The organism is Collinsella sp. HCP3S3_D1 (assembly GCF_052064015.1).
GTDB lineage: Bacteria > Actinomycetota > Coriobacteriia > Coriobacteriales > Coriobacteriaceae > Collinsella.
The window spans coordinates 1-25,908 of record NZ_JBQHWK010000009.1; the positions used below are offsets into that span (position 1 = coordinate 1).

The 25,908-nt window shown below is 61.6% G+C and carries 10 protein-coding genes and 3 tRNA genes; all 13 read right to left on the minus strand.

Annotation, left to right across the window (positions count from 1 at the left end):
* Positions 1 to 231 precede the first annotated feature (231 nt).
* The 13 genes from ACTNDJ_RS04295 to ACTNDJ_RS04355 all read right to left on the minus strand — a co-directional run bounded on the left by ACTNDJ_RS04295 (position 232) and on the right by ACTNDJ_RS04355 (position 25,797).
* Positions 232 to 3,063, minus strand: coding sequence for a molybdopterin-dependent oxidoreductase (locus ACTNDJ_RS04295; RefSeq protein ID WP_441083411.1), 2,832 nt, complete (start codon positions 3,061 to 3,063; stop codon positions 232 to 234).
* Positions 3,063 to 3,977 (minus strand): FAD binding domain-containing protein, encoded by a 915-nt coding sequence (locus tag ACTNDJ_RS04300; protein ID WP_441083412.1) that lies wholly within the window; start codon positions 3,975 to 3,977, stop codon positions 3,063 to 3,065. The genes ACTNDJ_RS04295 and ACTNDJ_RS04300 overlap by 1 nt, the downstream gene beginning before the upstream one ends.
* A 121-nt stretch (positions 3,978 to 4,098) precedes the next feature.
* Positions 4,099 to 5,454 carry an NADP-specific glutamate dehydrogenase gene (gene gdhA, locus ACTNDJ_RS04305; protein WP_441083413.1) on the minus strand — a complete coding sequence of 452 codons (1,356 nt, stop codon included), beginning with the start codon at positions 5,452 to 5,454 and terminating at the stop codon, positions 4,099 to 4,101.
* Positions 5,455 to 5,803: 349 nt separating this feature from the next.
* Positions 5,804 to 5,900, minus strand: a tRNA-Sec gene (locus tag ACTNDJ_RS04310).
* Positions 5,901 to 5,936: 36 nt separating this feature from the next.
* Positions 5,937 to 7,853: a selenocysteine-specific translation elongation factor gene (gene selB / locus ACTNDJ_RS04315; RefSeq protein WP_441083414.1), complete on the minus strand. Its 1,917-nt coding sequence runs from the start codon at positions 7,851 to 7,853 to the stop codon at positions 5,937 to 5,939.
* The gene (selA, locus tag ACTNDJ_RS04320; RefSeq protein ID WP_441063149.1) at positions 7,850 to 9,307 is read right to left on the minus strand and encodes an L-seryl-tRNA(Sec) selenium transferase; all 1,458 of its coding nucleotides are present in this window, start codon (positions 9,305 to 9,307) and stop codon (positions 7,850 to 7,852) included. Before selA ends, selB begins: the two co-directional genes overlap by 4 nt.
* Before the next feature lie 140 nt (positions 9,308 to 9,447).
* A complete protein-coding gene (locus ACTNDJ_RS04325; RefSeq protein WP_441063150.1) occupies positions 9,448 to 10,287 on the minus strand; it encodes a formate/nitrite transporter family protein in 840 nt (279 codons plus the stop codon).
* A 39-nt stretch (positions 10,288 to 10,326) separates the two neighbouring features.
* On the minus strand, positions 10,327 to 10,536 hold the full coding sequence (locus tag ACTNDJ_RS04330; protein ID WP_427727526.1) for a hypothetical protein: 210 nt from the start codon (positions 10,534 to 10,536) through the stop codon (positions 10,327 to 10,329).
* Between the two features lie 11 nt (positions 10,537 to 10,547).
* A complete protein-coding gene (locus ACTNDJ_RS04335) occupies positions 10,548 to 10,697 on the minus strand; it encodes a hypothetical protein (RefSeq protein ID WP_427747744.1) in 150 nt (49 codons plus the stop codon).
* A gap of 422 nt (positions 10,698 to 11,119) precedes the next feature.
* Positions 11,120 to 11,193, minus strand: a tRNA-Gly gene (locus ACTNDJ_RS04340).
* A gap of 6 nt (positions 11,194 to 11,199) precedes the next feature.
* A tRNA-Pro gene (locus tag ACTNDJ_RS04345) sits at positions 11,200 to 11,276 on the minus strand.
* Between the two features lie 91 nt (positions 11,277 to 11,367).
* On the minus strand, positions 11,368 to 12,726 hold the full coding sequence (brnQ, locus tag ACTNDJ_RS04350) for a branched-chain amino acid transport system II carrier protein (protein WP_427795780.1): 1,359 nt from the start codon (positions 12,724 to 12,726) through the stop codon (positions 11,368 to 11,370).
* A gap of 117 nt (positions 12,727 to 12,843) precedes the next feature.
* Positions 12,844 to 25,797 (minus strand): InlB B-repeat-containing protein, encoded by a 12,954-nt coding sequence (locus ACTNDJ_RS04355; RefSeq protein WP_441063151.1) that lies wholly within the window; start codon positions 25,795 to 25,797, stop codon positions 12,844 to 12,846.
* Between the last annotated feature and the right edge of the window lie 111 nt (positions 25,798 to 25,908).

Sequence of the window (25,908 nt, forward strand, 5' to 3'; positions counted from 1 at the left end):
CCCCCCCCCCCCCCCTTTTTACCCCCCCCCCCCCCCCCCCCCCTACCCCCGAACCCGGCCACAAATTTGGGCCGGGGCTTTTTTACCCACCCCCGCTGGGGGGGTAATAAAAAAACCCCCCGTCCCAAATTAGCTACCCCCATCGGCTATCTCCCGCAGCCCACAATTCGGTTGAAAAGTGGGCTGCAGTTTCCTCGGGCTTGCCAAAGAGCGGCGGCTGCCGCGCCTCGCCTACTCCCCCAGCAGGGCCTTCTCGGGCGTGATCGGCAGCGAGCGAACCTGGTGGCCGGTGGCGTGCGCCACGGCCGAGGCAACGGCGGCGAGCGGTGTGTTGATGACGACCTCGCCGATCGACTTGGCGCCAAACGGGCCCGTCGGCTCGTAGCTCGGCTCAAAGGCCACGCGAATGCTGCCGATATCCAGGCGCGTGGGCAGCTTGTAGCTCATAAAGTTACCGGTGCGCAGGCGGCCGCGGTCGTCGTGCTCGACAATCTCGTAGAGCGCGTGACCGATGCCCTGGGCAATGCCGCCCTCGGCCTGGACGCGCGCGAGCGCCTCGTTGATCACGGTGCCGCAGTCCACAGCCGCCGCATAGTCCACCACAGTCACCTTGCCGGTGGCCTTGTCGACCTCGGCCTCGGCAATGCCGGCCATAAACGGCGGAGGCGAAACTGGCAGGCAGGCAGAAGCATGCGAGGTGAGCGCGTCGCCGCCCGCGATGTTCTTGACGCACAGGTTGGCAAAGTCACGCAGCGTGAGGTAGCGGCCGCACTCGCGAGCGGCGCGCTCGTCAGACAGACGCACGTACTGGCCGTCGAAGACCACGTCGGCGGCGTCCACGTCCCACATCTGGGCGGCCTTGGCGCAGATCTTCTCGCGCAGCTCGGTCGCGGCATTCTTGGCTGCCAGGCCCGTCACGTACGTGCCCGAGCTCGCGTACGAGCCGGCATCGAACGGCGAGACGTCGGTATCCACGCCGCGCACCACGATAAGCGAGCTCTCCACGCCCAGCTCCTCGGCGGCAATCTGCGCCAGGATCGTGTCGACACCCATGCCGTTATCGGTGGCGCCGGTGCCGATGGTAATGAAGCCGTCCTCCTCCAGGCGCATGTCGATGCCGCCGATATCCACGTTGGAGATGCCCGAGCCCTGCATGGTGAGCGCGCAGCCCAGAGCACGCACGCGGTCGCCCAGGTCCACGGCCAGCGGCTTGTCGCGCCAGCCGATCATGTCCATCGCACGCAGAAGGCAGCGGTCGAGCGCGCAGGCGTTGAGCTTTTCGTTGTAGTACTGCGGCATAATCTCGCCCTCGCGCACGATGTTCTTAAGGCGCAGGTCGGCGGGATCCATGTGCAGCATGTCGGCGAGCTCGTTGACGGCGCTCTCCACGGCAAACTGGCCCTGGGTGGCGCCGTAGCCGCGATACGCACCGCCGCGGTTGGTGTTGGTGTAGACGGCGTCCCACCTAAAGCGGCTCGCCTTCACGTGGTTGTAGATGGGCAGGCTCTTGTGGCCCGAGAGGCCGATCGTCGTGGTGGCATGTTCGCCATACGCGCCGGCGTTGGACAACGTGTGCAGGTCGATGGCCGTGATGGTGCCGTCGTTCATGGCGCCCAGCTTGACGGTCATCTGCATCTGGTGACGCGAGTTGCCCGCAGTGATGGTCTCCTCGCGGGTGTAGCAGCAATAGCTCGGACGGCCAGTCTGCTGCGTCACGAACGCCACGAAGATCTCGCAGCAGCCCGTCTGCTTGGAGCCAAAGCCGCCGCCGATGCGCGGCTTAATAACCTGCACCTGCGACTGCGGAATGTCGAGCGACTGCGCGACCATGCGGCGCACATGAAAGGGCACCTGCGTGGAGGTGGTCACCGAGATGCGTCCGAACGCGTCGGTCGTCGCGAAGGCACGGAAGGTCTCCATGGGCGCGGTCTGCGTGGCCTGGCTGGTGTAGGTGCGCTCAAAGACGATGTCGCTCTGGGCGAAGGCCTCGTCCAGGTCGCCAAAATCGCTGGTACCGCTGCACACCAGGTTGCGAGCAACGTCGCCGCCCTGCGGGAACATAAAGGTCACGTCGCCCTCGGGGTGGACCACGATGTCGTTATCGAGCGCCTGGGTAAAGTCGAGCAGGGGCTCGAGCACCTCGTAGTCGACCTTGATGAGCTTAAGTGCCTTGTCGGCGGCCTCCTCGGTCTCGGCGGCGACGATCGCCACCTCCTCGTTTTGGTAGCGCACCAGGTTCTCGAGGATCAGGCGGTCGTAGGGGCTCGGCTGCGGATAGCTCTGGCCGGCGATGGTAAAGCGGCGCTTGGGCACGTCCTCGTAGGTGTAGACGCCCACGACGCCGGGCACCTTCAGGGCGCGCGACGTATCGATGGAGCGGATCTTGGCACGGGCATACGGGCTGCGCTTGAGCTTGACGATAAGGGCGCCGGCGGGCACCAGGTCTCCTGTGTAGACGGGACGCCCCTCGAGCAGGGCCTTCGAGTCCTTCTTGGGCTGCTTATGGGTGATCTGCTTGTACGAGACGCCATCGCAGCTGGTGTCGTTGACCGGAAGCTCGGGCATCTCAAAGCCCACCTGCACGCCGGACTCGTTAAGGAAGCGGACGATGGCGCGCAGCTGGCTCTCGTAGCCGCTGCAACGGCAGAGGTTGCCAGCGAGCTGGCGCGAGAGCTCCTCGCGCGTGGCGACGAGGCTCGGGTCCTCCTTGGCGGCGCGGGCAAGCGCCAGCACGTTCATGATGAGGCCGGGGGCGCAAAAACCGCACTGCTCGGCGCCTTCGGCAGCCATTGCGTGGGCGAGCGCCTCGGACTCGGCCTTGAGGCCCTCGAGCGTGGTGACGGAGCGGCCCTCGACGCGCGCAGCGGGAACCGAGCAGCTCAGCACCGGGTCGCCGTCGAGCCACACCGTGCACAGGCCGCAGTTAGTAGTCTCGCAGGCGCAGCGCACCGACGCGCAGCCCTGCTCGCGCAGCAGCGCAAAGAGCATGGTGTCGGGGGCAATCTGAACCTTGACCTTGCGGCCGTTGAGCGTAAAGGAAAGATCGATGAGTTTGGCAGCCATTAGCGCACCTCGCTAGAATCGACGCCGGGCACGCGGCGGCAGGAATACTCGTCCGTGGCAAACTTAGGCACTTGCACGCCCTCGAGCTCGCGGGCAAGCGAGGCCGAAAGCTCGATGCCGGCGGCGCGGCGCACGGCCTGCACGGCAAGCGGCGCCGAGATGCAACGGCGATAGTCGGCCGAGCCCCACAGGTTGGTGCCGTAGCTCAGTGCGCGTACGGACGTGGCCAGGGCGCGCAGCTCGTCCTCGGAAGGCTGCTCGCTCACCAGGCCGCACGCCTCGCCCTGCAGCAGGGTCGCGCGCAGCGGGCGGGCGCCCACGGTGACATGCCAGCTGTTGTCCCACCAGGCAGCGGTGACGTTTAAGGAGGGGAAGTCGGTCGCGGCCTTGCGCACGGCCTCGTAGCTTGCGCGGTAATCGTGCTTAACGACCACGATGCGCTCAATCACGTCACGCACGTAACCCATATCCACGAACTCGGCGAGCGACACGCGACCGGCCCCCGTCAGCTCGACGTATGAATCGAGCGCCAAAAAGGCCGAGAGCACGTCCGAGAAACCAAAGCGACCGTAGATGCTGCCGCCCACCGTGGCGGTGTTGCGCAGCTGCACGCCCACGATATCGTGGACGGCGAACTCAAAGACATGGTTGGCAAGCGCGTTGAGCTCGGCATGGCGCTCGAGCTGGCGCAGGGTGCACATGGCACCGATGCGAAACTCGGTCTCGGTCTCCTCGATCTGATCGAGTCCGCAGGCCGAAAGGTCAATCGCCGTCGCCACGCGACGTGAACCCAGGCGCATCCAGATGCCGCCGCCCACAATCTTGTTGTTGCGGTTCTTCTGTAAGAGCTCATAGGCTTCGGCCGCGTTTCCAACACGAACGTAGGTACCGAACTTGAGCACGTTCTCCCCCATCTCCTCACTTATCCAGTACCTCTAAGTGTACCAAACGAGGGAGCACAGCCCTCGCCACCATAGAAAAAGGCTCCCAGCCTGATGGCTGGGAGCCTCATCACATGGTATGTCGGGCGAAGATTTAGCAGACGCCCTGGGCGAGCATGGCGTCGGCGACCTTCAGGAAGCCGGCGATGTTGGCGCCCATGACAAAGTTGCCCTCCTGGCCGTACTCCTTGGCGGTGTCGTCCACGTTGTGGAACATGCCGCGCATGAGCTGCTCGAGCTTGCCGTCGACCTCCTCGAAGGTCCAGGACAGGTGCTCGGCGTTCTGGCTCATCTCCAGGCCGGACACGAGCACGCCGCCGGCGTTGGCAGCCTTACCGGGCATAAAGGCGACGCCGTTCTCCTGGAAGTAAGTCGTGGCCTCGATGGTCGTGGGCATGTTCGCGCCCTCGCCGACCACCTTGCAGCCGTTGGCGACGAGCGCCTGGGCGTCCTCGAGCAGCAGCGTGTTCTCGCGAGCGCAGGGCAGCGCGATGTCGCAGGGCAGCTGCCACACGCCGCGGCCGTCGCCCTCGTGCCACACGGCGTTGGGCTTCTCGTCAACATACATGGCGAGCGTAACGCCCTTGTCGTGGCCGGAGCGCTTCTTGTTGTAGACGTGCTCGAGTACGGCGTAGTCGATGCCGTCGGGATCCTCGACCCAGCCGTGGGTATCGGAGCAGGCGAGCACCTTGCCGCCGAGCTGGGCGACCTTCTGGACCGCGTAGATAGCGACGTTACCGGAGCCGTGAACGACAACGTTCTTGCCCTCGAAGGAGTCGCCGCGGCTCTTGAGGTACTCGTCCACAAAGTAGACCAGACCGTAACCGGTGGCCTCGGTACGGGCGAGCGAGCCGCCAAAGGAGAGGCCCTTGCCGGTAAGGACGCCGGTCCACTCGTTGGTCAGGCGCTTGTACTGACCGAACATGTAGGCAACCTCGCGGCCGCCAACGCCCAGGTCGCCGGCGGGAACGTCGGTGTTGGGGCCAATGTGGCGATAGAGCTCGGTCATGAAGGACTGGCAGAAGTGCATGATCTCGTTGTTGGACTTGCCCTTGGGGTCAAAGTCGGAGCCGCCCTTGCCGCCGCCCATGGGAAGGGTGGTCAGGCTGTTCTTGAGGATCTGCTCCAGACCCAGGAACTTGAGCATACCCAGGGTGACCGTCGGGTTAAAGCGCAGGCCGCCCTTGTAGGGTCCAATGGCAGAGTTGAACTCGACGCGGTAACCGCGGTTGACCTGAACCTTGCCCTGATCGTCGACCCAGGGAACACGGAACATGACGATGCGCTCGGGCTCGACGAGGCGCTCCAGCAGGGCGGCCTCCTCGTACTCGGGGTGGGCGTCGAGCGCCGGCTGGATGGTGCCGAGGATCTCGGTCGCGGCCTGGATGAACTCAGGCTGCTCGGGATAGCGGGCCTTGAGCTCTTCGAGAACTTTCTGCGTGTAGCTCATGCTTCCTCCAATGATGGGAAACGAAAATGTCGGTCACGGCACCCTATGCGCCGCGAACTTTATCGTGTATGGATAATATCGCACTGTTGCAGCAAAGTTTCGCATAAGCCGACGAGCAGATGTTTCGTTTTGATTACGATGCAGGTAGAAGCGTTTTTGAGCGCCCGACGTACAAATCGCGTGTTTCGAAGCTGTTTCGTCCACATGTTCCAAACCACCACATTGGGGACACATGATGCGCCCGGGCACACCGGCGGCAAGACAGACGACACGGCCGACCCGCACAAAAACAAAACAGCGCCTTTGCGGCACGCAGCAAGACCGCGAGCACAAAAGCGCTGGTAGCGTGTGGCGGGAACGTATGTGAATCGAACACATCCAAGACGTTTTGCACGCCTCGCAACGGTTTTGAGGACCGCGGAGCCCACCGGAGCCCATCCGTTCCCAAGTGCGGCGGTATTTTACCAAACCGAGCAGCCAGTCTAGCGCAGGGACCTCAGGCCACCGGCTTCCTTGTCGAGCACCGTAAAGCGCACGGCATCCAGATGCTCCAAGATGCTGATGGCACGTTTGCGCGACACACCCAGCGCCTCGCGCAGCACGCTCGTGGTGGCAGCGCCGCCGGCTGCCTCAATGGCGGCGGCGACAAGCTCGCGCGCATGGGCTTCCGAGATGGCAGACAGGGCAACGTCGCGCTCGACCTTAACGATCGAGCGGTTGAGCGAAAGCTCGCGCAGGGCGCGCGTCATGGTGTCGCGGTCGAGCTGCAGTCGCTCACCCACCTCGGGCAGCGTCGGCGCATCGAGGCCGGCCCCGTCGAGCAGCGCCACAATGCGCTCACACGCCTCGCGCACCACACGCGCCGCGGCGGCAGCGGAGTGCGGGTCGAATACCTCGGCGCCCTCGGCGGCGCACACGCCACGCGAGCAGCCCTCGGCAATCAGAGCCGCGGCAACGCCTTCATCGGCGGCAGGCCACGCAGCATGGGCAACGGCGCCGGGCGTAAAACCCGTCTCCTTGGGAGCCGCCGCGTGCATGGCAGACAGGGTCGCCGCCAGCACGTCCATGGCGGCATCGAGCACGACGCCATTCGCATACAACGTGCCGCCCGAGCCGGCAAGCTCGCAAACAACACCTCGCGCCACCAACTCGCCCAGCGCTGCCTCAGCCTCACCGGCAACAAGATCGAGCGCCTCGGCAACATCAGCCGCCGCAACCGGCAGCGCTTGCAGCGCCAGCCACGCGTCTACGCCAGCAACGGCATCGCCGGCTTCAAGCGCCGCAAACAGCGCACGCCCGCCGCCGATGAGCATAACGGGCGAATACGACAGCACCACGGCATGGTCTCCGGCGCGCAGCGGCAATGGCTCCTCCAGGCGCACCTGCACGGTACGGGTCTCGCCCACCGCCATGGGGGCCTCGCCTTCCAAAAGCATAACGCGGCCGATGACCTCGGCCGTGCCGGCCATCACGTGCACGCGCGCGCCCGACTCGAGCACGCGCGGCTTGGCGCCCTCGCGGCCCAGGTAGGTAAACGTCATCATAAAGCGCAACGTCTGACCAAAGCGACCCGCCACGCCCAGCATCTCACCACGGTCAAGCGCCGCGACACCGTCACCGACCAGGTTGAGCGCCACGCGTTGTCCAGGCAGCGCGCGCGGCGTATCGCCATGCACCTGAATCCCGCGCACACGACAGACCGTACGCGACGGCAGAGCCATCAGCTCGTCGCCCACCGCAACCGGCGCATCGTGCAGCGTTCCCGTAACGACGGTGCCGACACCCTTGATCGTAAAGCAGCGGTCAATCGGCAGGCGAGACGAGGCATCGCTCCGATCGGAACGGTTGCGGCAAGCATCCCAGCAGGCACTTACCTGCTCGTCGACCACCGCAAGCAGCCCGTCGATCCCCTCGCCCGTCTTGGACGACACGGGCACAATCGGCGCGCCCGCAAACACGGTACCCGACAAAAAGTCATCGACATCGAGCTCGGCAAGCTCGGTCATCTCGGCATCGGCCAGGTCGCACATCGTCAGCGCGACCACCATATGCGTAACGCCCAGCAGCTCCAGCACATGCACGTGCTCGCGGGTCTGCGGCATCACGCCCTCGACGGCCGAAACCACCAGCACGGCCACGTCGATACCCGTGGCGCCCTGCACCATGGCGCGCAGGTAGTGGGCATGGCCAGGCACGTCGACCAGGCCGACAATCTTGCCACTCGGCAGCGCCAGCTCGCCAAAGCCAAGCTCAACGGTCATACCTCGACGACGCTCAACCTCCAGACGGTCGGGATTCTTGCCGGTCAGTGCCTCGATCAATGCCGACTTACCGTGGTCGACGTGGCCCGCCGTGCCAACGATAACGGGACACTCCACCAGCGCCTGGACCTCACTCATCGAGCAAGCGCCTTCTCAACGCATGCGGCAAGCATCGACGCCGCCGTCTCGATATCGCGGTCGCCCACGAGCGTACGGACGTCAAACAAAATGCGATCATGCGAGGTTCGCGTGACGACCGGCGTGTCGAAGTCCTGGACAAGCGAGCGCTTGAGCGCATCGACCGTCAGGCGCGCGTCAACAAGACGCACGGCAACGCACATCGTGGGCAGCTCCATGGTAGGCAGCGAGCCGCCACCGGGGGTCGACGATTCCTCGACGATCTCCACCTGAACGGCGCACGGGCAACCGGCCTTATCGAGCCCGGCGACCATACGATCGCGCAGCTTGCGGGCACGTCGCTCCAAATGGGCCTGCGGCAGCGTAAGCATGTTGAGCACCGGAATATCGCGATGGGCAACATCGGCGCCGTCCATGTAGATACGCAGCGTGGCCTCGAGCGCCGTAAGCGCCAACTTGCCCGGACGCAGAGCGCGCATGAGTGGATGTGCGCCGCAGGCCTGGACCAGATCGCGACGGCCCATGATGATGCCCGCCTGCGCCGCGCCCAGCAGCTTATCGCCCGAGCACGACACGATATCGAGCCCCGCCGCGACCGAAGCCGGCGTGGGTTCCTCGCCACCGCGCACCAGGATGTCATCGGGCAGGAGCGCGCCCGACCCCTGGTCCTCATAGAACAGCAGGCCATGCTTGTGAGCAAGCACCGCAAGCTCCCGAGAGCTCACCTCCTCGTGAAAGCCCTCGATGCGATAGTTGGAAGGATGGACCTTGAGAATCATGGCCGTATCGGGCGTGATGGCTTGCTCATAATCTGCTAGGTGCGTGCGGTTGGTGGCGCCGACCTCGACGAGCTTGGCGCCCGAAGACGCCATGACATCGGGGATGCGAAAGCTGCCGCCGATCTCGACAAGCTCGCCGCGGCTAACGATGACCTCCTTGCCTGCGGCATGGGTAGCCAGCACCAGCAGCACCGCGGCGGCGTTGTTGTTGACCACAAGCGCGTCCTCGGCACCGGTGAGCGAGCGGATCAGCTGCGCGGCGTGTTCCTTGCGCGACCCGCGCGAGCAGGTGTCCACGCTGTACTCGAGCGTACTGTACCCGCGCGCAACCTCGGCCACGGCCTTTGCCGCCGACTCCGCGAGCGGGGCGCGGCCCAAGTTGGTATGGATGACCACGCCCGTGGCGTTGACGGCAGGGCGCAGGCTCGGCAGCGCGGAGCGGTGCGCACGCCACTCGATCGCCGAGGCCAGGTCGCGCTTAGAGCGCGGGGCGGCACCGGCGCGAATGGCGGCGCGTTCCTCGTCGAGCTCGGCCGTGACGGCGGCATGCACCACTGCGTCGCAGGTCTCCCCCGCCGCCTTCACTACCGGCCATTCGGCGAGCAGCTCGTTGACGGAGGGAATGGCTCGCAGGCGGGCGCGAACCTCATCGGACATGTTCTGGCTATCGCTCATGTGCGGCCTTTCAAAACCAAAGGTGAATCAATCGTTCGAACGTCAAACTATCAGCCGATTCGATCGGCTGAGTCAATCAATCGCTATTATCCTCGCACGGCGACGCCCCGCGGGAGGTCCAACGTCAAACAGACGGTACCCTACGCCTCAGACTTCTTGGCGTAGATAAACCAGTAGCCGAGCGCGACCAGAACCGCACCGCCCACGATGTTGCCCAACGTGGCGGCGGACAGGTTAAACGCAATGCCCGCGGCGTTGAGTGCATCGGCGCCGGCGACGTCGACACCATAGCCGCACGCGTGCATCACGGCACCCATGGGCAAAAAGTACATATTGGCAACGCAGTGCTCAAAACCGCAGGCCACAAAGGCGGCGATGGGCAGCAGAATGCCCACGACCTTATCGACCACGGTCTTGCCGGCGGTACCGATCCACACGGCCAGGCACACAAAGATGTTACACAGGATGCCGCGGAAGAAGATCGTCAGCCAGTCGATCGTCACCTTGCCGGCGGCGACACTCACCATGGAATTGGCGACCGCCTCGCCGTTGAGCTTGTAAATGCCGGCCATGTACACCAAAAAGACGATGAACAGGGCACCGGCAAAGTTGCCAAGCCACACGACGACCCAAGCCTTGAGCATCTGGACCAGGGTGATCTTTTTGCTCTTGAGCGCGCAGACCATAAGCGAATTACCGGTGAACAACTCGGCGCCACACACCAGCACCAGCACCAGGCCCAGGCAAAAGCACAGGCCGCCCACGACGCGCTGGGCACCCCAGCCCAGCGTGCTGTCGCTCAAAAACACCGTAAAGAACAGACCGCCGAAGGCGATAAACGCACCGGCGAACATTGCCAACAGAAAGGCCTTATCGACCGGCAGGTTAGCCTTGGTCACGCCGGCGGCCTCGGTCTTGACCTCGATCGCGGCGGGCGCCAGGCAATCGGGAGCAGGGTACTCCACCTTGGAATCTGCCATGTCAATCACTTCTTTCCTAATCACCAGGGACAAGCGCTGCTACAGCTCCTGTCCCAAGCGGACAAAGTGGGAAAAGTCGTTGGCGGCCACGGCGTCGTACACGGCGTCAACGGCGTCAAAGACTTCCGGGGACATGGGGTTGTAGAACTCCGTGTCGCCCGGCTGAATCCCTATGAAGAAGATATCATCGCACGATTGCTCGATTTCTTCGATCAGAATCGACAAAGGGAGCGAATGCGTGGTGAACATCGACTTACGGGCTACGTCGCGTTTGTCGAGCAGGCGGATGGTGCCACCTGCTGGGCATGCAGGCCAAAGTCGTCGTCAAACACCGAGATGCCGGCCTTGGCCGACCCGCGAAAACCGCGCTCGTCGAGCAGCGCATCGCAGGCCTCGAGTAGCGACGGCACGTGCCAACCATAATCTGCCAGATAATAGCCGGCGTTTCCTGGCCGAGCAATCTCAACCTGAAGCTCAGGTGCAAGTTGCGGTGAAATACGGACTACATGGGCCATAAAAGCCGGAAAACAGTCCGTATTTCACCGCAACTTAGGAGGGGATGTGGGGTTCCCAGCATGTATATGGAAATGGCTCTGCTTCCAAAAGGAAGCAGAGCCATTCATCCATCTTGTGGAGCGGGCGACGGGAAGTCCAAGGGTTTGCTTCGCAAACCCTTGTTTCGCTGCGGGCCATTGGCCCTTGCGTGCTGCGCTGGAAAATGCTCACGCATTTTCTCAGCTTCGCACCCTGCCGAGTTCGATTCCCGTCGCCCGGCACGCTTATGAAAACGGCTCTGGCACCAAATAGAGCCAAAGCCGTTAAAACTATCCTATGGAGCGGGCGACGGGAATCGAACCCGCGTCATCAGCTTGGAAGGCTGGGGTTCTACCATTGAACTACGCCCGCAAGATATGGTCGGGACGACAGGATTTGAACCTGCGACATCCTGCTCCCAAAGCAGGCGCGCTACCAAACTGCGCCACGTCCCGAAGGTGTTGAGCAGCTAAGGTCTAAACCTTGCGTGTCCCAAAGCGAAGGAAATTATAGGGGAGACTTCCCGCTTGTGCAAGCGACGATACCCTAGCTCCTCGAATGTGTGACAAACTGGCTATGGAGCAGGCCAATCACAAACGCCACAACGGCGGCCGGCGCCCACGCGGCTCCAATATCCGCCAGCGGCAGCGCATCGAACGGCAGCCACGCGCCCGCAAAGAACGCGTCGCGGACCGAAGTGATTACGCTCTGCACCGCGACGACGCCGCCGACCCAGACCCACACCTGCGGATGAGCGTCGCAAAAGCCGTGCACCAGGCCCATAAGCACCAGCACGATGGCAACGGGATACAAGGCGTTGAGCATGGGCACCGAGAACATGAGGATCGCGTCGAGACCCACGTTGGAGAGCACGCAAGAAAACGCCGCGAACACAAAGGCGAGAACCGCAAAGGGACGGCGCATGGCCTCCTCGGAAGCCTCCGCTCCCCCTTCGACCACATACGTCTCGCAGAAGTAGCGCGAGCAGCAGCTGATGAGGCCGATGCACACGTTCATGCAGGCGAGGAAAAAGATCGCAAAGACCACGATCGTGCCGGCAAGACCAAAGTGTATGGAGGCAGAGCGGGCAAGGATGGCGGCGCCGTTGGTAGCGTCGGGTATAACCGTGCCGAGCTGCATGCCGGCAAGCGCCAGGCCGCAGTAGATGATGGCCATGAGCACGCCGGCGATCACACCGGAACGCGAAATCTCGAAGGCCACGCGCTTATCGTCGGTCACGCCCAGCTCGTGGATGGTCTCGGCGATGATAATGCCAAAGGCGAGCGACGCAAGCAGGTCCATGGTTTGATAGCCGGTCAAAAAGCCCTGCACGGCAGCGCCTGCATCGTAGGGAGCCTGCGGCGCGCCAGCGGGACCCAACGGCGAGACCACGGCGGCACCCACGACCAGCACGATGAGCGCAATGAGTGCGGGTCCCGTAATGCGACCGAGCACGCGCGTGATAACGCCCGGACGCAGCGTGAGCGCAAACGCGACGACAAAGAAGCCAACGGCAAAAACCAAACGTGCCGTGCCGAGCGAGACGCCCTCCGGCAGCAGCGGCACCAGCATCTCGAAGGCCGTGGAGCTCGTGCGCGGAATAGCCAGGCACGGGCCGATGGCTAGATACACCGCCGCAACGAAGAATTCGCCAAACTTAGGATGCACACGCCCGGCCAGCTCGCGCGCCGTTCCGGCAAGCGCCACGGCGATAAAGCCCATGACGGGCAGGCCGATGGCGGCAATCAGAAAGCCGAGCATGGCGAGCGGCGTGGCAGAGCCAGCCTGCAGCGCCAACAGCGGCGGAATAATGAGGTTGCCGGCGCCAAAGAGCATCGAGAACAGGGCGATGCCGACGGTAACGACATGGTCGGAGCGCAGGCCGCGCGGGGCGGATGAGGCCATGGGACCACCTTTCGGGTCGAAACAAAACGGGACGGGCAAAAGACCCGTCCCGCAAGTATAAACGTTTGAGCAGGTCAGATGATGCAAAGCATCAATCTGGTTGCCTCTTTAGATCCGCTACGCGTCAGAGCGACGGCGACGCAGCAGCTCGAGCCCCAGTGCGACAAGCGCAACAGCACCCGCGGCCACAGCGACAGCCAACGGCGTGCGATCGCCCGTATCGGCGAGCTGCTGAGCACTCGACTTGGAAGACTCCTTCTTACCGGAGTTTTCCGCGCCCGATGCCTTTGCCTTATCGACTGCGGAGTCATCCGAGCTACCGGGTTTTGTCGGATCCTTTGAATCCGGCTGGTCGGAATCGGGCGTTCCGGGCTTTTCCGGCTCCGGCTTACTCGGGTTGTCAGGCTCGGGCTTGTCCGGCTGGTCCGGGTCGGGCTTGTCCGGCTGATCAGGCTCCGGTTTATCGGGCTCAGGCTTGCCCGGGTCCGGCTGGTCAGGCTGGTCAGGCTCGGGCTTGTCCGGCTGGTCCGGGTCGGGCTTGCCCGGATCGGGAACCACCGGGTCCGGGTCGACAGGCTCCTGCTTCTTCTTCACCGTCAGCGTACCGGGCTCAACCATGACATCGAAGTTCGGGTCGGTGACCGTCGCCTCGATCTGGTACTCGCCCGCCGGGGAACTCTCATCGGCGACGCAGGAGTACTCGACCTTCACGCCCGAGGTATTGGCCGAGCTCTTTAGGCTCGAGGTAAACGCGGGGTTCGTCTCTCCCTCGAAGCGTTCAGCATCGTCGACCTTTACCTTAAGCTTCGCCGGCGCAATCTTGAAGTTGCGCGAGGCGGCGCCGATATACCCGTTGCTTCGCAGCGTGGCAACGGCGCGATACGTGCCCGCATCGGTCGGGGCCTCACTCGACGAATAGTGTGTGCCGCCCGTCCCGTAATACCTGATCCTCAAGTCACCTTCGCAGGCCTTGGGAACCCCCGTGACCTCGGGCGCCTGGGCGTCACCACTATAGACGAAGTCGCCGCCTGCAAATGCGAGCTCGACCCGCTTCGCCTGAACGACCAGAACGAAGTGCGCGGTCGCGGTCTTGCCATGAGCATCCTTGCACGTGACGTCAAAGGTAGACACTCCGGCCTTGAACGAGGTGCCCGAGAGCGTCAGACCGCCCGCCGTGCGGATGAGCTTAAATCCGTCTGGGAGCTTAGCGTCGTCCCACGTGTACTCATACGGAGCTTCGCCACCCGCGGCACCCAAAATCGTCGCGCGATACGTGTTATGCGCACGTGCAACCGGCAGCAGACCGCCGTTGAACACGAGGGCATCCCGGGGCACAACGGAAACGACGGCGCGATCGCTGTCCACCTGTGTCTCGGTACGAAGATATCGCTGAGTGACGCGGCAGGAATACTCGCCGGCGCAATCCTCATCGAGGCCCTCGATGAGAAGCGTCTCCTCCGTCTCGCCCTCAAGCGCCACAGCCTCGCCGCCCACCATGTGGAACCACTGATAGGAAAGCTCAATCTCGGCAGCAGAACCCGTGGACGAGGACGCGTGGTCGAGGACGCCCTTCCCCGCCTCGGCAGCAACCGAGAGCACAACAGCATCGTCCTCGTGGGCACTCGCATCCTGTGGCTGCGCAATCACCTTCGGAGCGTCCGCTTTCGCGAACTCGAACGTAATCTCGTGCGACGCGGTGACGCCACTCAGCGTGACCTCGTACGCTCCGCCCTCATAGTCGGAGATATCAAGATCGATGGCCTTGTCCGAGTCGGCTTCCGTGACCGTCACCCGCTCGAGGTAGTAGCCCTCGTCAGGCGTCGCCGAGAGCGTCACGTCGCCGCCGGCATCAACGGTGACGGAAGCGTTGTTGACCGAACCGTTGACCGCCTTCGCCGTCACCTCAAAGCGCTCGGGCTTGTCCGGGTTATCGGGCTCGGGGTTATCAGGGTCGGGATTATCGGGATCAGGCTTGGGGCCCGGATCAGGCTGATCGGGATCCGGATTATCCGGGTCGGGGTTGGGACCAGGACCAGGCTGATCGGGATCTGGGTTGTCCGGGTCAGGGTTATCTGGATTGTCCGGCTCAGGGCTATCCGGGTCCGGATTGTCCGGGTCCGGAACCACCGGGCCGGGATCGACGGGCTCCTGCTTCTTTTTCACCGTCAGCGTTCCGGGCACGACCTCGACATCGAAGTTCGGGTCGGCAACCGTCGCGCCGATTTGGTACCCGCCAGCAGGAGAGCTCTCGTCGGCATCGCAGGAGTACTCGACCTTCACACCCGAAGTATCAACCGCACTCTCCAGGCTCGAGGAAAACGCTGGGTTCGTCTCTCCCTCGAAGCGCTCGGCATCGTCAACCTTCACCTTGAGCCTTGCCGGAGCGATCTCGAACTGGCAGGCAGCGGCACCGATGTAGCCGTGGCTGCGCAGCGTGGCGACAGCGCGGTATGTGCCGGCATCGGTCGGGGCCTCCGTCGAGGAATACTGCGTACTTCCGCACCCGTAGTACCTGACGTTAAGGTCGCCCTTGCAGACCTTGGGAGTACCGGAAACTTCGGGCGCCTGCGACGCGCCATTAAAGGTAAAGTTGCCATCCGTGAACGATAGCTTTACGCGCTTTGCCTGAACAACGATCGCAAAGTGGGCAGTCACGGCCTCGCCACGTGCATCCGTGCACGTGATGTCGAAGGTGGAAACGCCCGTCTTGGACGGAACGCCAGAGAGCGTCAGGCCGCTCGAAGTACGGGAGAGCTTAAGCCCGTCGGGGAGCTTCGCCTCATCCCATGCGTACTCGTACGGAGCCATGCCGCCCGCGGCCCCGGCAATCGTTGCGAGGTACGTGCTGTGGGCGCTCGCTGCCGGCAGCAGGTCGCCGTTAAATACAAGGGTGTCCCACGGCACGATAGAGACGGAGGCACAATCACTGTCCGTCTGCTTCTCAGTACCAAGGTAGCGCTGAGTGACGCGGCAGAAATACTCGCCGGCCTGCTCGTCATCGAGGTCCGCGAGTGAGAGCGTCTCCCCCGTCTCGCCCTCGAGCGCCACGGCCCTGCCATTCACCATGCGGAACCACTGGTAGGAAAGCTCGACCTCGGCAGCGCAACCCGTTGACGAGGCAGCGTGGTCAGCGACGTTTTTGCCTGCCTCGGCCGCAACCGAGAGCACAGCCGAATCGCCCTCATGGACGCTCACGTCCTGCGGCCGCGCGATCACACGCGGAGCGTCCGCCTTCGCGAACTCGAACGTGACCTCCTGCGATGCGGTGACATCGCTCAACGTGACCTCGTACGCCCCGCCCTTGTAATCAGAAATGTCGAGGTCAACGGTCGCATCCGAGCCTGCCTGCGCGACCGTCACGCACTCGAGGTAGCAGCCCTCGTCGGGCGTTGCCGAGAGGATCGCTTCCCCGCCCTCAACAACCGAAACCGAAGCATTGTCAACCGAACCGTTGACTGCCTTCGCCGTCACCTTGTAGTGCTCGGGCTTCTTCTTGACCGTCAGCGTGCCGGGGTCGACCGCGACATCGAAGTTCGGATCGGCGACCGCCGCGTCGATCTGGTATTCACCCGCCGGCGATTTCTCATTCGCCGAGCAGAAGTACGTAACCTTTACGTCCGACGTGTCGCAACGACTCACCAAGCTGGAGGTAAACTCGGGGTTCTTCTGACCCTCAAAGCGCTCAGCATCGTCGACCTTCACCAGCAGCTGAGCCGGCGCAACAGTAACCGTCAGTTCAACGTCTTCGGCGGCAAGATAGTTACGCGAGGCAGCGGCACGGGCGACAACACGCGCCGTACCGGCGGCCTTCACCGTCGCACAACGCCCCTTAATCGAAACCGAGCTCGCATCGTCATCGGAATCAACCAGCTCAAAGCTCACGGGAGTCTGGGCAACGTTGTTAAACACAATGGGGTCTCCACCGTAAACACCCGAATAGATCGTCGTTCCCGTAATGACCTGGCTTGCCTTTGCAATCGAGAACTCGGCGGACTTTTTACCCTGATAGTTGGTGTCAGTCACCGTAACCGTGACGCGGTAGTTGCCACTGTCGCACGGCTCCAGCGCCGTCGGACCATAGGACGTTCCATCTATACCGCGATAGGCAACGGAATAGGCAGACGCATCAAGGCCGGCAACCGCAACCGCCGCACCGTGTCGTGCGCCATCGTATGTCACATCAGACGTCTCGATCGAAATATCGACCGGGGCCTTCTCGATCGTAAAGTCACAGGAGGCATTACCGACATATCCGTTGGCTTCGAGCGTCGCCACCGCACGATACGTGCCGGCATCCACCGGCGCCTGATACGACGAGTAATGTGTGTCGTCCGTGCCAACATACGTTAGTTCGACATCGTCCTCGCAACCCTCGGGCACGCCCGAAAGCTCCGGGGCCTGCGCCGTCGCATTGTAGGTAAAGGTCTGGCCCTCAAATGCAAGTGGGGCTTTCTTCGCCTTCACGAGCAGCACAAAATGCGCTACGCGCTTATTACCCAGGTCATCGGTACACCTAATCTTGAAGCTATGCACACCCGTAGCCGCAGGCACGCCCGAGAGCACCAAGGCGCCCGATCCGTCATCTGCCAGCGTCAGCTGCATGCCCTCAGGAACCGCAACATCACCCAAGTTATACGCATACGGCGCCTTGCCGCCCGTAGCGCCGGCAATCTGGGCACGGTATTCATCGTGAGCGGTCGCCACCGGCAGCACACGCCCGTTAAACACAAGCGTTTCTCGGGGCACGATGGATACCTTCGCATGTTCGGTATCCGTCTTTGTCACCGTGCCCAGGTAGCTCTGCGTAATGCGACAGAAGAACTCGCCCTCGCCGTCGCTGTCGAGCTGAGCGATCGAAAGCGTCTCCCCCGTCTGGCCCTTTAGCGGCTCTACCTTGCCACCATCGTCAGACATGCGATACCACTGGTAGCTCAGCTTGACGTCTGCAGCGGATCCAGAAGACACGGCCGCATGGACGCGAACATTGCGCCCCGCCTCGGCGGCGAACGAAAGCTCAACCGGATCGCCCTCGTAAGCACTCGCATCCTGCGGCTGAGCGAGCACCTCCGGAGCCGCAGCCTTCGCGAATTCAAATGTGACCTGCTGCGGAGCACTCACGCCACTCAGTGTGACTTCGTACGCCCCACCCTTATAGTCAGAAATATCAAGGTCATAGGCATTGCCAGCCGAACCGTCATCGCCTGCCTCTTCGGCAACGGTCACGCGCGTCAGGTAGCAGCCCTCATCGGGCGTCGCCGAAAGCGTCACCTTGCCATCCGTAGCGACCAAAGCAGACTCCGGATCAACCGATCCGTTGACCGCTCGGGCCGTCACCTTGTACTTAGGCGCCTCCGCAAAGCGCGCCTCGACGGTCATGTTGTCCTCGGGGACAAACGTCCAGGTAGCATCCGTGCTCAGCGGCTCATCGCCCAACGACCCGTCGTCATTGCGCGTATACCACCCATCAAACACATAGCCCGCATCGGGAACAGCAGTCAGGGTCGTGGACTCACCGTTCTCGACTTCGTTGGTCACGGCATAGCCCAGAGATTCGTCCTCGGAGGAACCCTCGACGTGTCCGCCCTGACGCGAATCCACCGCCGTAACCGTCATCGACGCCCGCTCATAAACGGCCGTAAAAGTACGGTTGCCAAACACTACGCGGTTGATCACCGGCGTAAATCCCACAGGCATGCCGTTCTCGTCGACCCAGTATTTAAACTTCCAACCCTCGTGCGGCACGGTAAACATAATCGCCGCGGAGTGGTAGGAGCCGCCGGTACCAAGCGCAACCATGCTAAAGCCCGCGCCCTTGGGATACGTGGCGACCTGAACATCGCAGCCCGTCTCATAGAACACGGCCGTAAGCTGCCTGTTCTCCTTTGCGGTACCGATATAGAACGCGCTGTAGCTCACCGTGACACCCGCATCATCGACCCAATGTGAGAAGTGGTACTTCTTCCACGGGATCGCGATCGCCATAAACATGTCGCCCCTGTCGTACGACCTGCTGCCGGCAGGAATACCGTCGACCAGAAGGGCCGTACCGCGGAAGATGGACGAGCCGGTGACGGTAATAGTCACCTGTCCATCGGATTCGAACTGCGCGTAGTACGTTATGTCTTGTGTGGCGGTCACATCGAGGGTCGTCGCGGTCTCGACAATCGAGGTACCCGCCTTATCGGTGCTCCAGCCCACAAAGCGATAGCCCATACCGGCAACAGCGGTCAGTTCCACCTGATCGCCCGCGGCAAAGCTACCGCTACCCGTAACACGGCAGCCCCTGTTCGAAGCCTTGTCCTTCACCACGACCTCACCCGTAACGGTCACCTCGTACGGATCGGCAAACACGGCCTGAAGCTCCAACGTATCGTCCTCGAGCCCCTCGACCATATCCTTGTCGAGCTTAACCCAACAATGGGCGTCGCAGCTCAGCAGCGACTTGCTGCCCTCGGCATCCAGGACATACCAGCCGACAAAACGTTTGATTCCCATAGGCGTAGCGTTGAGTTCGACCGTATCACCGAATTGATAGGAGCCCTCGCCGCTCAGGGTACCAACGCTATCGTCACTCGCGCTCAAAACGACCTGATAGGACTTAGGAGCAAAGGTCGCCGTGTAGGCGGCGTCGCCCGTGACCTTAACGGTATAGTCGGCGTTCTCGCTGACCGTCTCGCCCCTGTCGTCCGTCCAACCAGCAAACGAATACCCGGTGTTTGCAGTCGCGCGAAGCGTTGCGCGGTCGCCGGACTCATAGCCACCAAAGCCGCTCACGGCTCCGCCCTCGCCAGGCGAAGCAACGGTATGCACGACATACGAACCCGACGCAAAGAGGGCATAGAGCGACGTATCCTCACGCACGGTAAATCGATAGGTTTTCTTGGAGCTCACGCACGTGCCGTTACGGAGCCAGCCCACAAAAGCCGTATCCTCGGCGGCGACCGCACGCACGGTTGCGACCTGTCCGGCGGCATACGTCCCCGCGCCCTCGACCGTGCCCATACTCTCCTCGCACGAGACGTCCACCGTACATTGCTTTGCCGAGAACACGGCCTGGAGCGTCGTGTCAGACGTCGGCACCACGTGATAGGTTCTGTCACGGCTTACCACGGCTCCCGAGGCATCGGCCCAATACTCAAACGCATAGCCCGAAAGCGCATGCGCGGTCAGCGTGGCGGCATGCCCCGCCTCAACGGTACCTGTGCCCTCGACCCAGCCGGCGACGCTCGATTCGACCAGCGAACCGGTGCCGGAATCGACTACCGCCGTGGCGTCGACTCCATAGCTTTTTGCCATAAAGCGAGCGACGTGCACATGGCTGCGCTCCTGGTGGCAGGTGAACTCCGCATCGGCAGACTCAAACGTGCCGTCGGCCGTATACCAACCAGTAAAGACGTAACCGGGGTTGGGCGTCGCCTTCAGGGCAACCTCAGCGCCGCGGTCGGCAAGGACGCGGCTCGCCTTGACGGTGCCACCTTCCGCAGGATCGGCGAGGGGTACGCAAACGGTATCGATAGGCACAAAGGCCGCGGTAATAACGCAGTGCCCGGTTTTACCGCGAGCCTTCGCAACCAACGAGGTCTCATGCTTAAGGCTCTTCAGGCGGCCATTGACGTACCAACCCCAGAACAAAAAGCCAGGATGGGCCTTGGCCGTCAGATGAAGGGTCTCACCTAATTTGAACTTATCAGTCGTGGGCTTCACCACAGTCCCGTTGCACGTCACGGTACCGCCGAGCCACGAATCAGCCGTGACCATGACCTCGGGTTTTGAGTCGGTAAAGATCGCGGTATAGGTGTCGCTCTTGGTAACCTTAACGACCAGCTCGGCGGTGTCGTACTCCTTACCGGAGTCATCCTTCCAATGGTCAAAGCGGTAGCCGTCATTGGCCTTTGCCTTGAGCATCACCGTGTCGCCATATCCGCAGGTAACCGAAGATGCCCCCGGGTGCCCCTCAATCTCAACCGCACCGCGCTCCATAAAGGTCTTCTTGGCCTTCGCCGTCACGGTATAGGTATTTTCCTCAAACACCGCGCGCACGGTGCATTCCACGTCCTCGGGATAGAACTCGAGGTAGCTGGGGTCGGTGCCCAAAAGCAGGTCCGTCTTGGCGTCGTACCAGCCCTTAAAGGTAAATTGTTTGCTCGCCTCGGCCGTGAGCTCTATGCTCAGCATGGCAGGCTCGCCCTTCATGCAGTAGCCCTCGCCGTGCACTAAATATTTGCCCGCCATGGCCGCGGCCGGCTCAACGACCACGTCTACCTTGCAGGCACGCGTAAACTTCGCCTGGACCACGCAGTCGGTAATGGGCTCAAAGGTATAGGAACGCTCGCTCGACACCAGCGTCGACGTAGTATCCGAGCCACCATTGCTCAGATACCAACCGTCAAAGATATAACCCTCGGATGGGGTGGCCTCCGCGGTCACGCGCTGCCCTTCGGGAACCTCGAGCACCATGCCGGCAGTCTCGCCGCGCTTCAGTGTAACGGTGCCGCCCTCGAGCGGGTCGGCCTCGGCACGCACGATATGCGCATCCCTGCCGTCCATTACAGCCTCGATCCGGGCATTCCCGTTAACGCGGTATTCGCAAACTTCCTGCTTGTTGGCAATCGTGATGCCCTGCGCATCGGTTTCGCGCCACTCCACAAACCGATACGTTTTTTCCGGATTGTCGGGGCGCACCTTGGGCCGCATCGTAAACGTGAGAATGTCCCCATCCTTCGCGCGAACCTTGCCATCCACGACCGGCACGCCATCGCACAGCACCTCGGCGCTATCGAAGGGGTCGGTATTCACCAGGATTGTCTTATCCGCCTTGCGGAAGCGTGCAACCAGATGGCGGTCGACCTCGGCCTTGAAGATATACGTACGCTCGGGCGAGACCTCGATGCCGTCCTCAAACCATCCCACAAAGGCATAGTCGGGACCCTCGCTCGCGGTGACCATAGCCTGATCGCCACGCGTAATGCTCTGCTTTACGGGGCTTGCGGTGCAGCCTGTCGAAAAATCGGCCTGAATGCCATCGGCTTCGGCAACCGCCGTAATCTCAACTTTTTTCTCGAAAACGGCCGTCATTTTTACGACCTCGGGCGTCAGGTCCGTGATCGTCATCGTCTTGAGAGGTGATGTCGAGACCTCGACACCGTTCTCTTTCCAACACACGAAGCGATAGCCGGGATTGGCGACAGCCTCCAGCGTGGCGACCGTCCCCTCATAGTGGATACCGCCTCCGGTAACGACGCCGCCCACCTCGGGCTGCGCGGTGGCAATTATTTCGATCTTATGGTCGCCATGAGGCTTGGGCTTCTTGTGGTCGTCGATGATGTCCTTAATCTCCTTGAGCACCTTCGTGCCGACGGCGGCAACATCCTCAATGTTGTCGGCCATACCGATCTCGATCACCGCATCGGCCGCGATGGGGTCGACGATCTCGCCCAGCCCATACATGGTAGCGAGGACGGCCGCAGCCGTAATCGCGGCGATGAGTGCAGCCTTAAGCGCTGCGAGTGACTCGTCGGGGTCAGTCGCAGCGCGGAAATGCGCGGTGTACTGCACATCTCCCTCGAGCACAAACGTGTAGGACGGACCATCGTCGCCGGTAAAGACAACGTTGCCGAGGGCATCGGTCGCGTAGTCAAACACATAGCCAGGCATTGGCACCGCCACGACCGTTACGCGCGACCCGATACCGTACAGACCGGTAGAGAGGAACTGTCCGAGCGGCTGCCCGTTCTCATCGACCCCGTCCACACCCAGCACAACGCTCGCCTGCGGAGCGCAGTAGCGCGGAGTGATCTCGATCCTAGCGTCAGTCTTGTCCTCGGACACAATCGCGTCCGCCTTGTCCACCGTATAGGTAAAGTCAAGCTGATCGCTCACGGCGTACGCATCATCGCCCTCGCCCAGATACCAGCCCAGGAACAGCGCGTTATCCGTGACAGCGGAAACCTCAACCGTCTCGCCGGCATTGCGATAGCAGTTTTGAGCGGTAACACTCAGGTGCGCAAAGTCCTGCGACGAGTCGGTCGCCTGCGCATCGTTGACGTACACCGCATAGTCCTTGAGCTTAAAGCGAGCCTCCAGGGACAGGTCCTTATCTGGCGTAAACGTGTAGACCGGCTCCTTGGAGATGTACTTGCCGGACTCGGTGTCATACCAGCCCTTAAACGTGATGTTGTCGTTGAGCATCCCCAAAGTACCGGCATCGAGCGCGACCTCGGCACCTGCATCGATCGTCATCGTGCCGGAAACATCGGGAAGCTCAACGCCGTCCATCAGCTTGCGTTCGCCCTTATCAATCGTTTGGGCATAGGAGATCTGGAACGATGTCGGCGTGGGTTTCTTAAGCTGTAGCGTGCCCTTGGTCTGGGTTTCAAAATGCGAATAGCCGTCGTCATACACGAGCTTTACGGGTTGTCCGTCCATCGACCCATCGAAGACGTCGCCGTCGCGGGGGGTGGCCGTAAGGTACTCGCCGAGCTCTTTCTGTATGAGGGCCTCGTAGTCCCAAATCGATACCGAATGCGGGTAATCGAGCTCGACGTTCATGCCCTCGAGCGAAATGGTCTCCCCCGTCTCATAGGTCATGTTGTTGGGGTCGCATGAAATCTCAACGTTCTCGAGCACCTTGCCCACCGGGACGGGCAGGCAGCCGTTGCACATCTCCCAAACAGCTTTGGGATGCCCGTTAGCATACTTCGGAATCATCTTGGCGGGGACCATGACGGTCATGTTGTATTTGGGGAACGTGTCGGTGTTAATGAGCACCGCATTGTTGCACCCAAAGAACACGGTCTCGAGATTGGTACTGCCAAACGCCTTTTTCGGCAACTCCTCGATCTTGGAGTTATATGGCAGTGTCAGCCCGCCGCTCAAGTCGGTGCCGTAGAAGCAGGTGTGACCAAGCGTTTCGACCGTTGTGTTGCTCTCGAGCCCCGTGGTAGCAAGGTTCGAGCAGAACCTAAACGCGCAAACGCCAATCGATGTAATGGAGGTATTCTTGTCCAGGCCGGTATCGGTCAGAGCTCTGCAGCCTTCGTAGGCTCTGTCGGGAATCGATGTGAGGCCGACAACCTTGTCGAGCCCCGTGGACACCAGCCCACTCTCGGCAAACGCGGCGTCGCCCATAGAGCCAATGGCGGCAACCTCGTTGATGTTCAAACTCGTAAGCGACTTGCAGCCATAGAATGCCTCTTTCCCGATGGTACCGATGGTCATGCCGGAAAGGCTGATATCGGTGAGATTCGGGCAGTTATAGAAGGCGTGCAGTCCGATTTTGGAAATGGAACTGTTCTCAAAGCGCACTGAGCACAGATTGGTAGAGTCGGCGCAGAGCTGTGCGTCGACTTCATCAACCCCGTAATCGACAATCAAATTCGTTACCATTCGACCGTCGACGGAGTTCTCGCGCGGGTTGTTTTCATCGATTTCTACCGTAAGATTTCCGTTTGCGTCGCACGGATACAGGTAGTAGTTCGGCATAAACTTGGCATACTCGTAGGCCGCCTGCTGCAGATTGCCCTTGCTGTACGCGACAAGGCGCGTGTAGCCATCGTCGTACACGAGCTGTATAGGTTCTCCGTCCATCGACTCGTCGAAGACATCACCATCACAGGGGGTCGCCGTAAGGTATTCGCCGAGTTCGTCCTTTATGAGCGCTTCGTAGTCGCTATCCATCGTCGAATGAGGATATTGAAACGTGACGATCATGCCCTCGAGCGAAATGGTGTCACCCTGGTGATAGGCCATCTTGTCGGGATCACGCGAGACCTTAATCTTTTGAAGCATCTTGCCCACGGGGACGGGCAGGCTGCCATTGCAACTCTCCCAGACCTCGTTGGGGCGACCGCTTGCGTATTGCGAAACCATCTTGGCAGGAACCATGACGGTCATGTTTTGCTTGGGGAACGTGGTGGAATTAATGAGCACCACATGGTCGCATCCAAAGTACACAGTTTCAAGCTTAGAGCCATAGAACGCACGGCTCGGCAGTTCCTCGATCTTGGAATAAAGGGGCAGCGTCAGCCCGCCGCTCATATTGGTCCCGGAGAAACAGCCTTCGCGAAGCGTCTTGATCGTCGTATTGTTCTCGAGCCCCGTCGTCGCAAGGCGAGAGCAGTTTTTGAACGCATTAACGCCGATTGATGTGATAGATGTGTTCCCTCCCAGACCGGTATCGGTCAGAGCGCTGCAGCCATTATAAGCGTTCTCAGGAATCGAACTGAGACCAACGACCTTGTCGAGCCCCGTAGACCGCAGCCCGCTCCAGGCAAACGCGGCATCGTCCATAGAGCCGATGGTAGCAACGTCATTAATGTTCAGACTCGTAAGCGATCCGCACCCAGAAAACGCTTCTGTTCCGATGCCCCCAATGGTCATACCGGAAAAGCTGATATCGGCGAGATTCGAGCAGCCAGAAAAGGCGTGTAATCCAATTGAAGAAATAGAGCTGTTCTCAAAACGTACCGAGCGCAGATTGGAGGAGTACTCACAAATATATCCGGGGACCCCATCCACTCCGTAATCAACGATCAGGTTGGTCACCAATTTACCATCGACAGAGTTCTCATTCGGGTCGTTTTCATCAATCTCTACCGTAACGCTTCCGCCAGCATCACACGGATACACATAGCCGTTCGGCATAAGCTTGGCATACTCATAGACCGTTGGGTCCTCATACACGAGGGGATCGACTTCGCTGTCATCGGACGAGGGTTCCGCCGTTGCAGGCGAGGTCTTTGCTGCATCGGAGTTGGTCGCGGAGCTCGAAAGATCTTGGGCCAGGCTCGACGTGGAAGTGCTGGTATCCGAGCTGGACGATTCGTCCAGAGCGTTATTCGTTTGGTCGGAAGTTGTGGATGAGCCGCCCTCGCCCAAAGACGACGCGTTATCGACCGCATCGGCATCAGCGTCAGAGCCCGAGTCGGTCTCTTGGGCCTCGTTTTCGACGGCGACCGCCCCAGCATCATCGGCATAGGCTGTGCTGGGCGCAAGGGGTATCGAGGTCACGACCATCGCGACCGAAAGATAGACGACCAAAAACCTATAGAGGGCAGCAGTGATCCTGTTCATAGGAACCTTCCCGCAATTCGCAAAGATACCGAGGACCCAGTGCGGGCCATCATCTCACAATACCCTGTATAAGCGACAATGCGGGAAGGTTACGCAAACGGTTTATCTAAG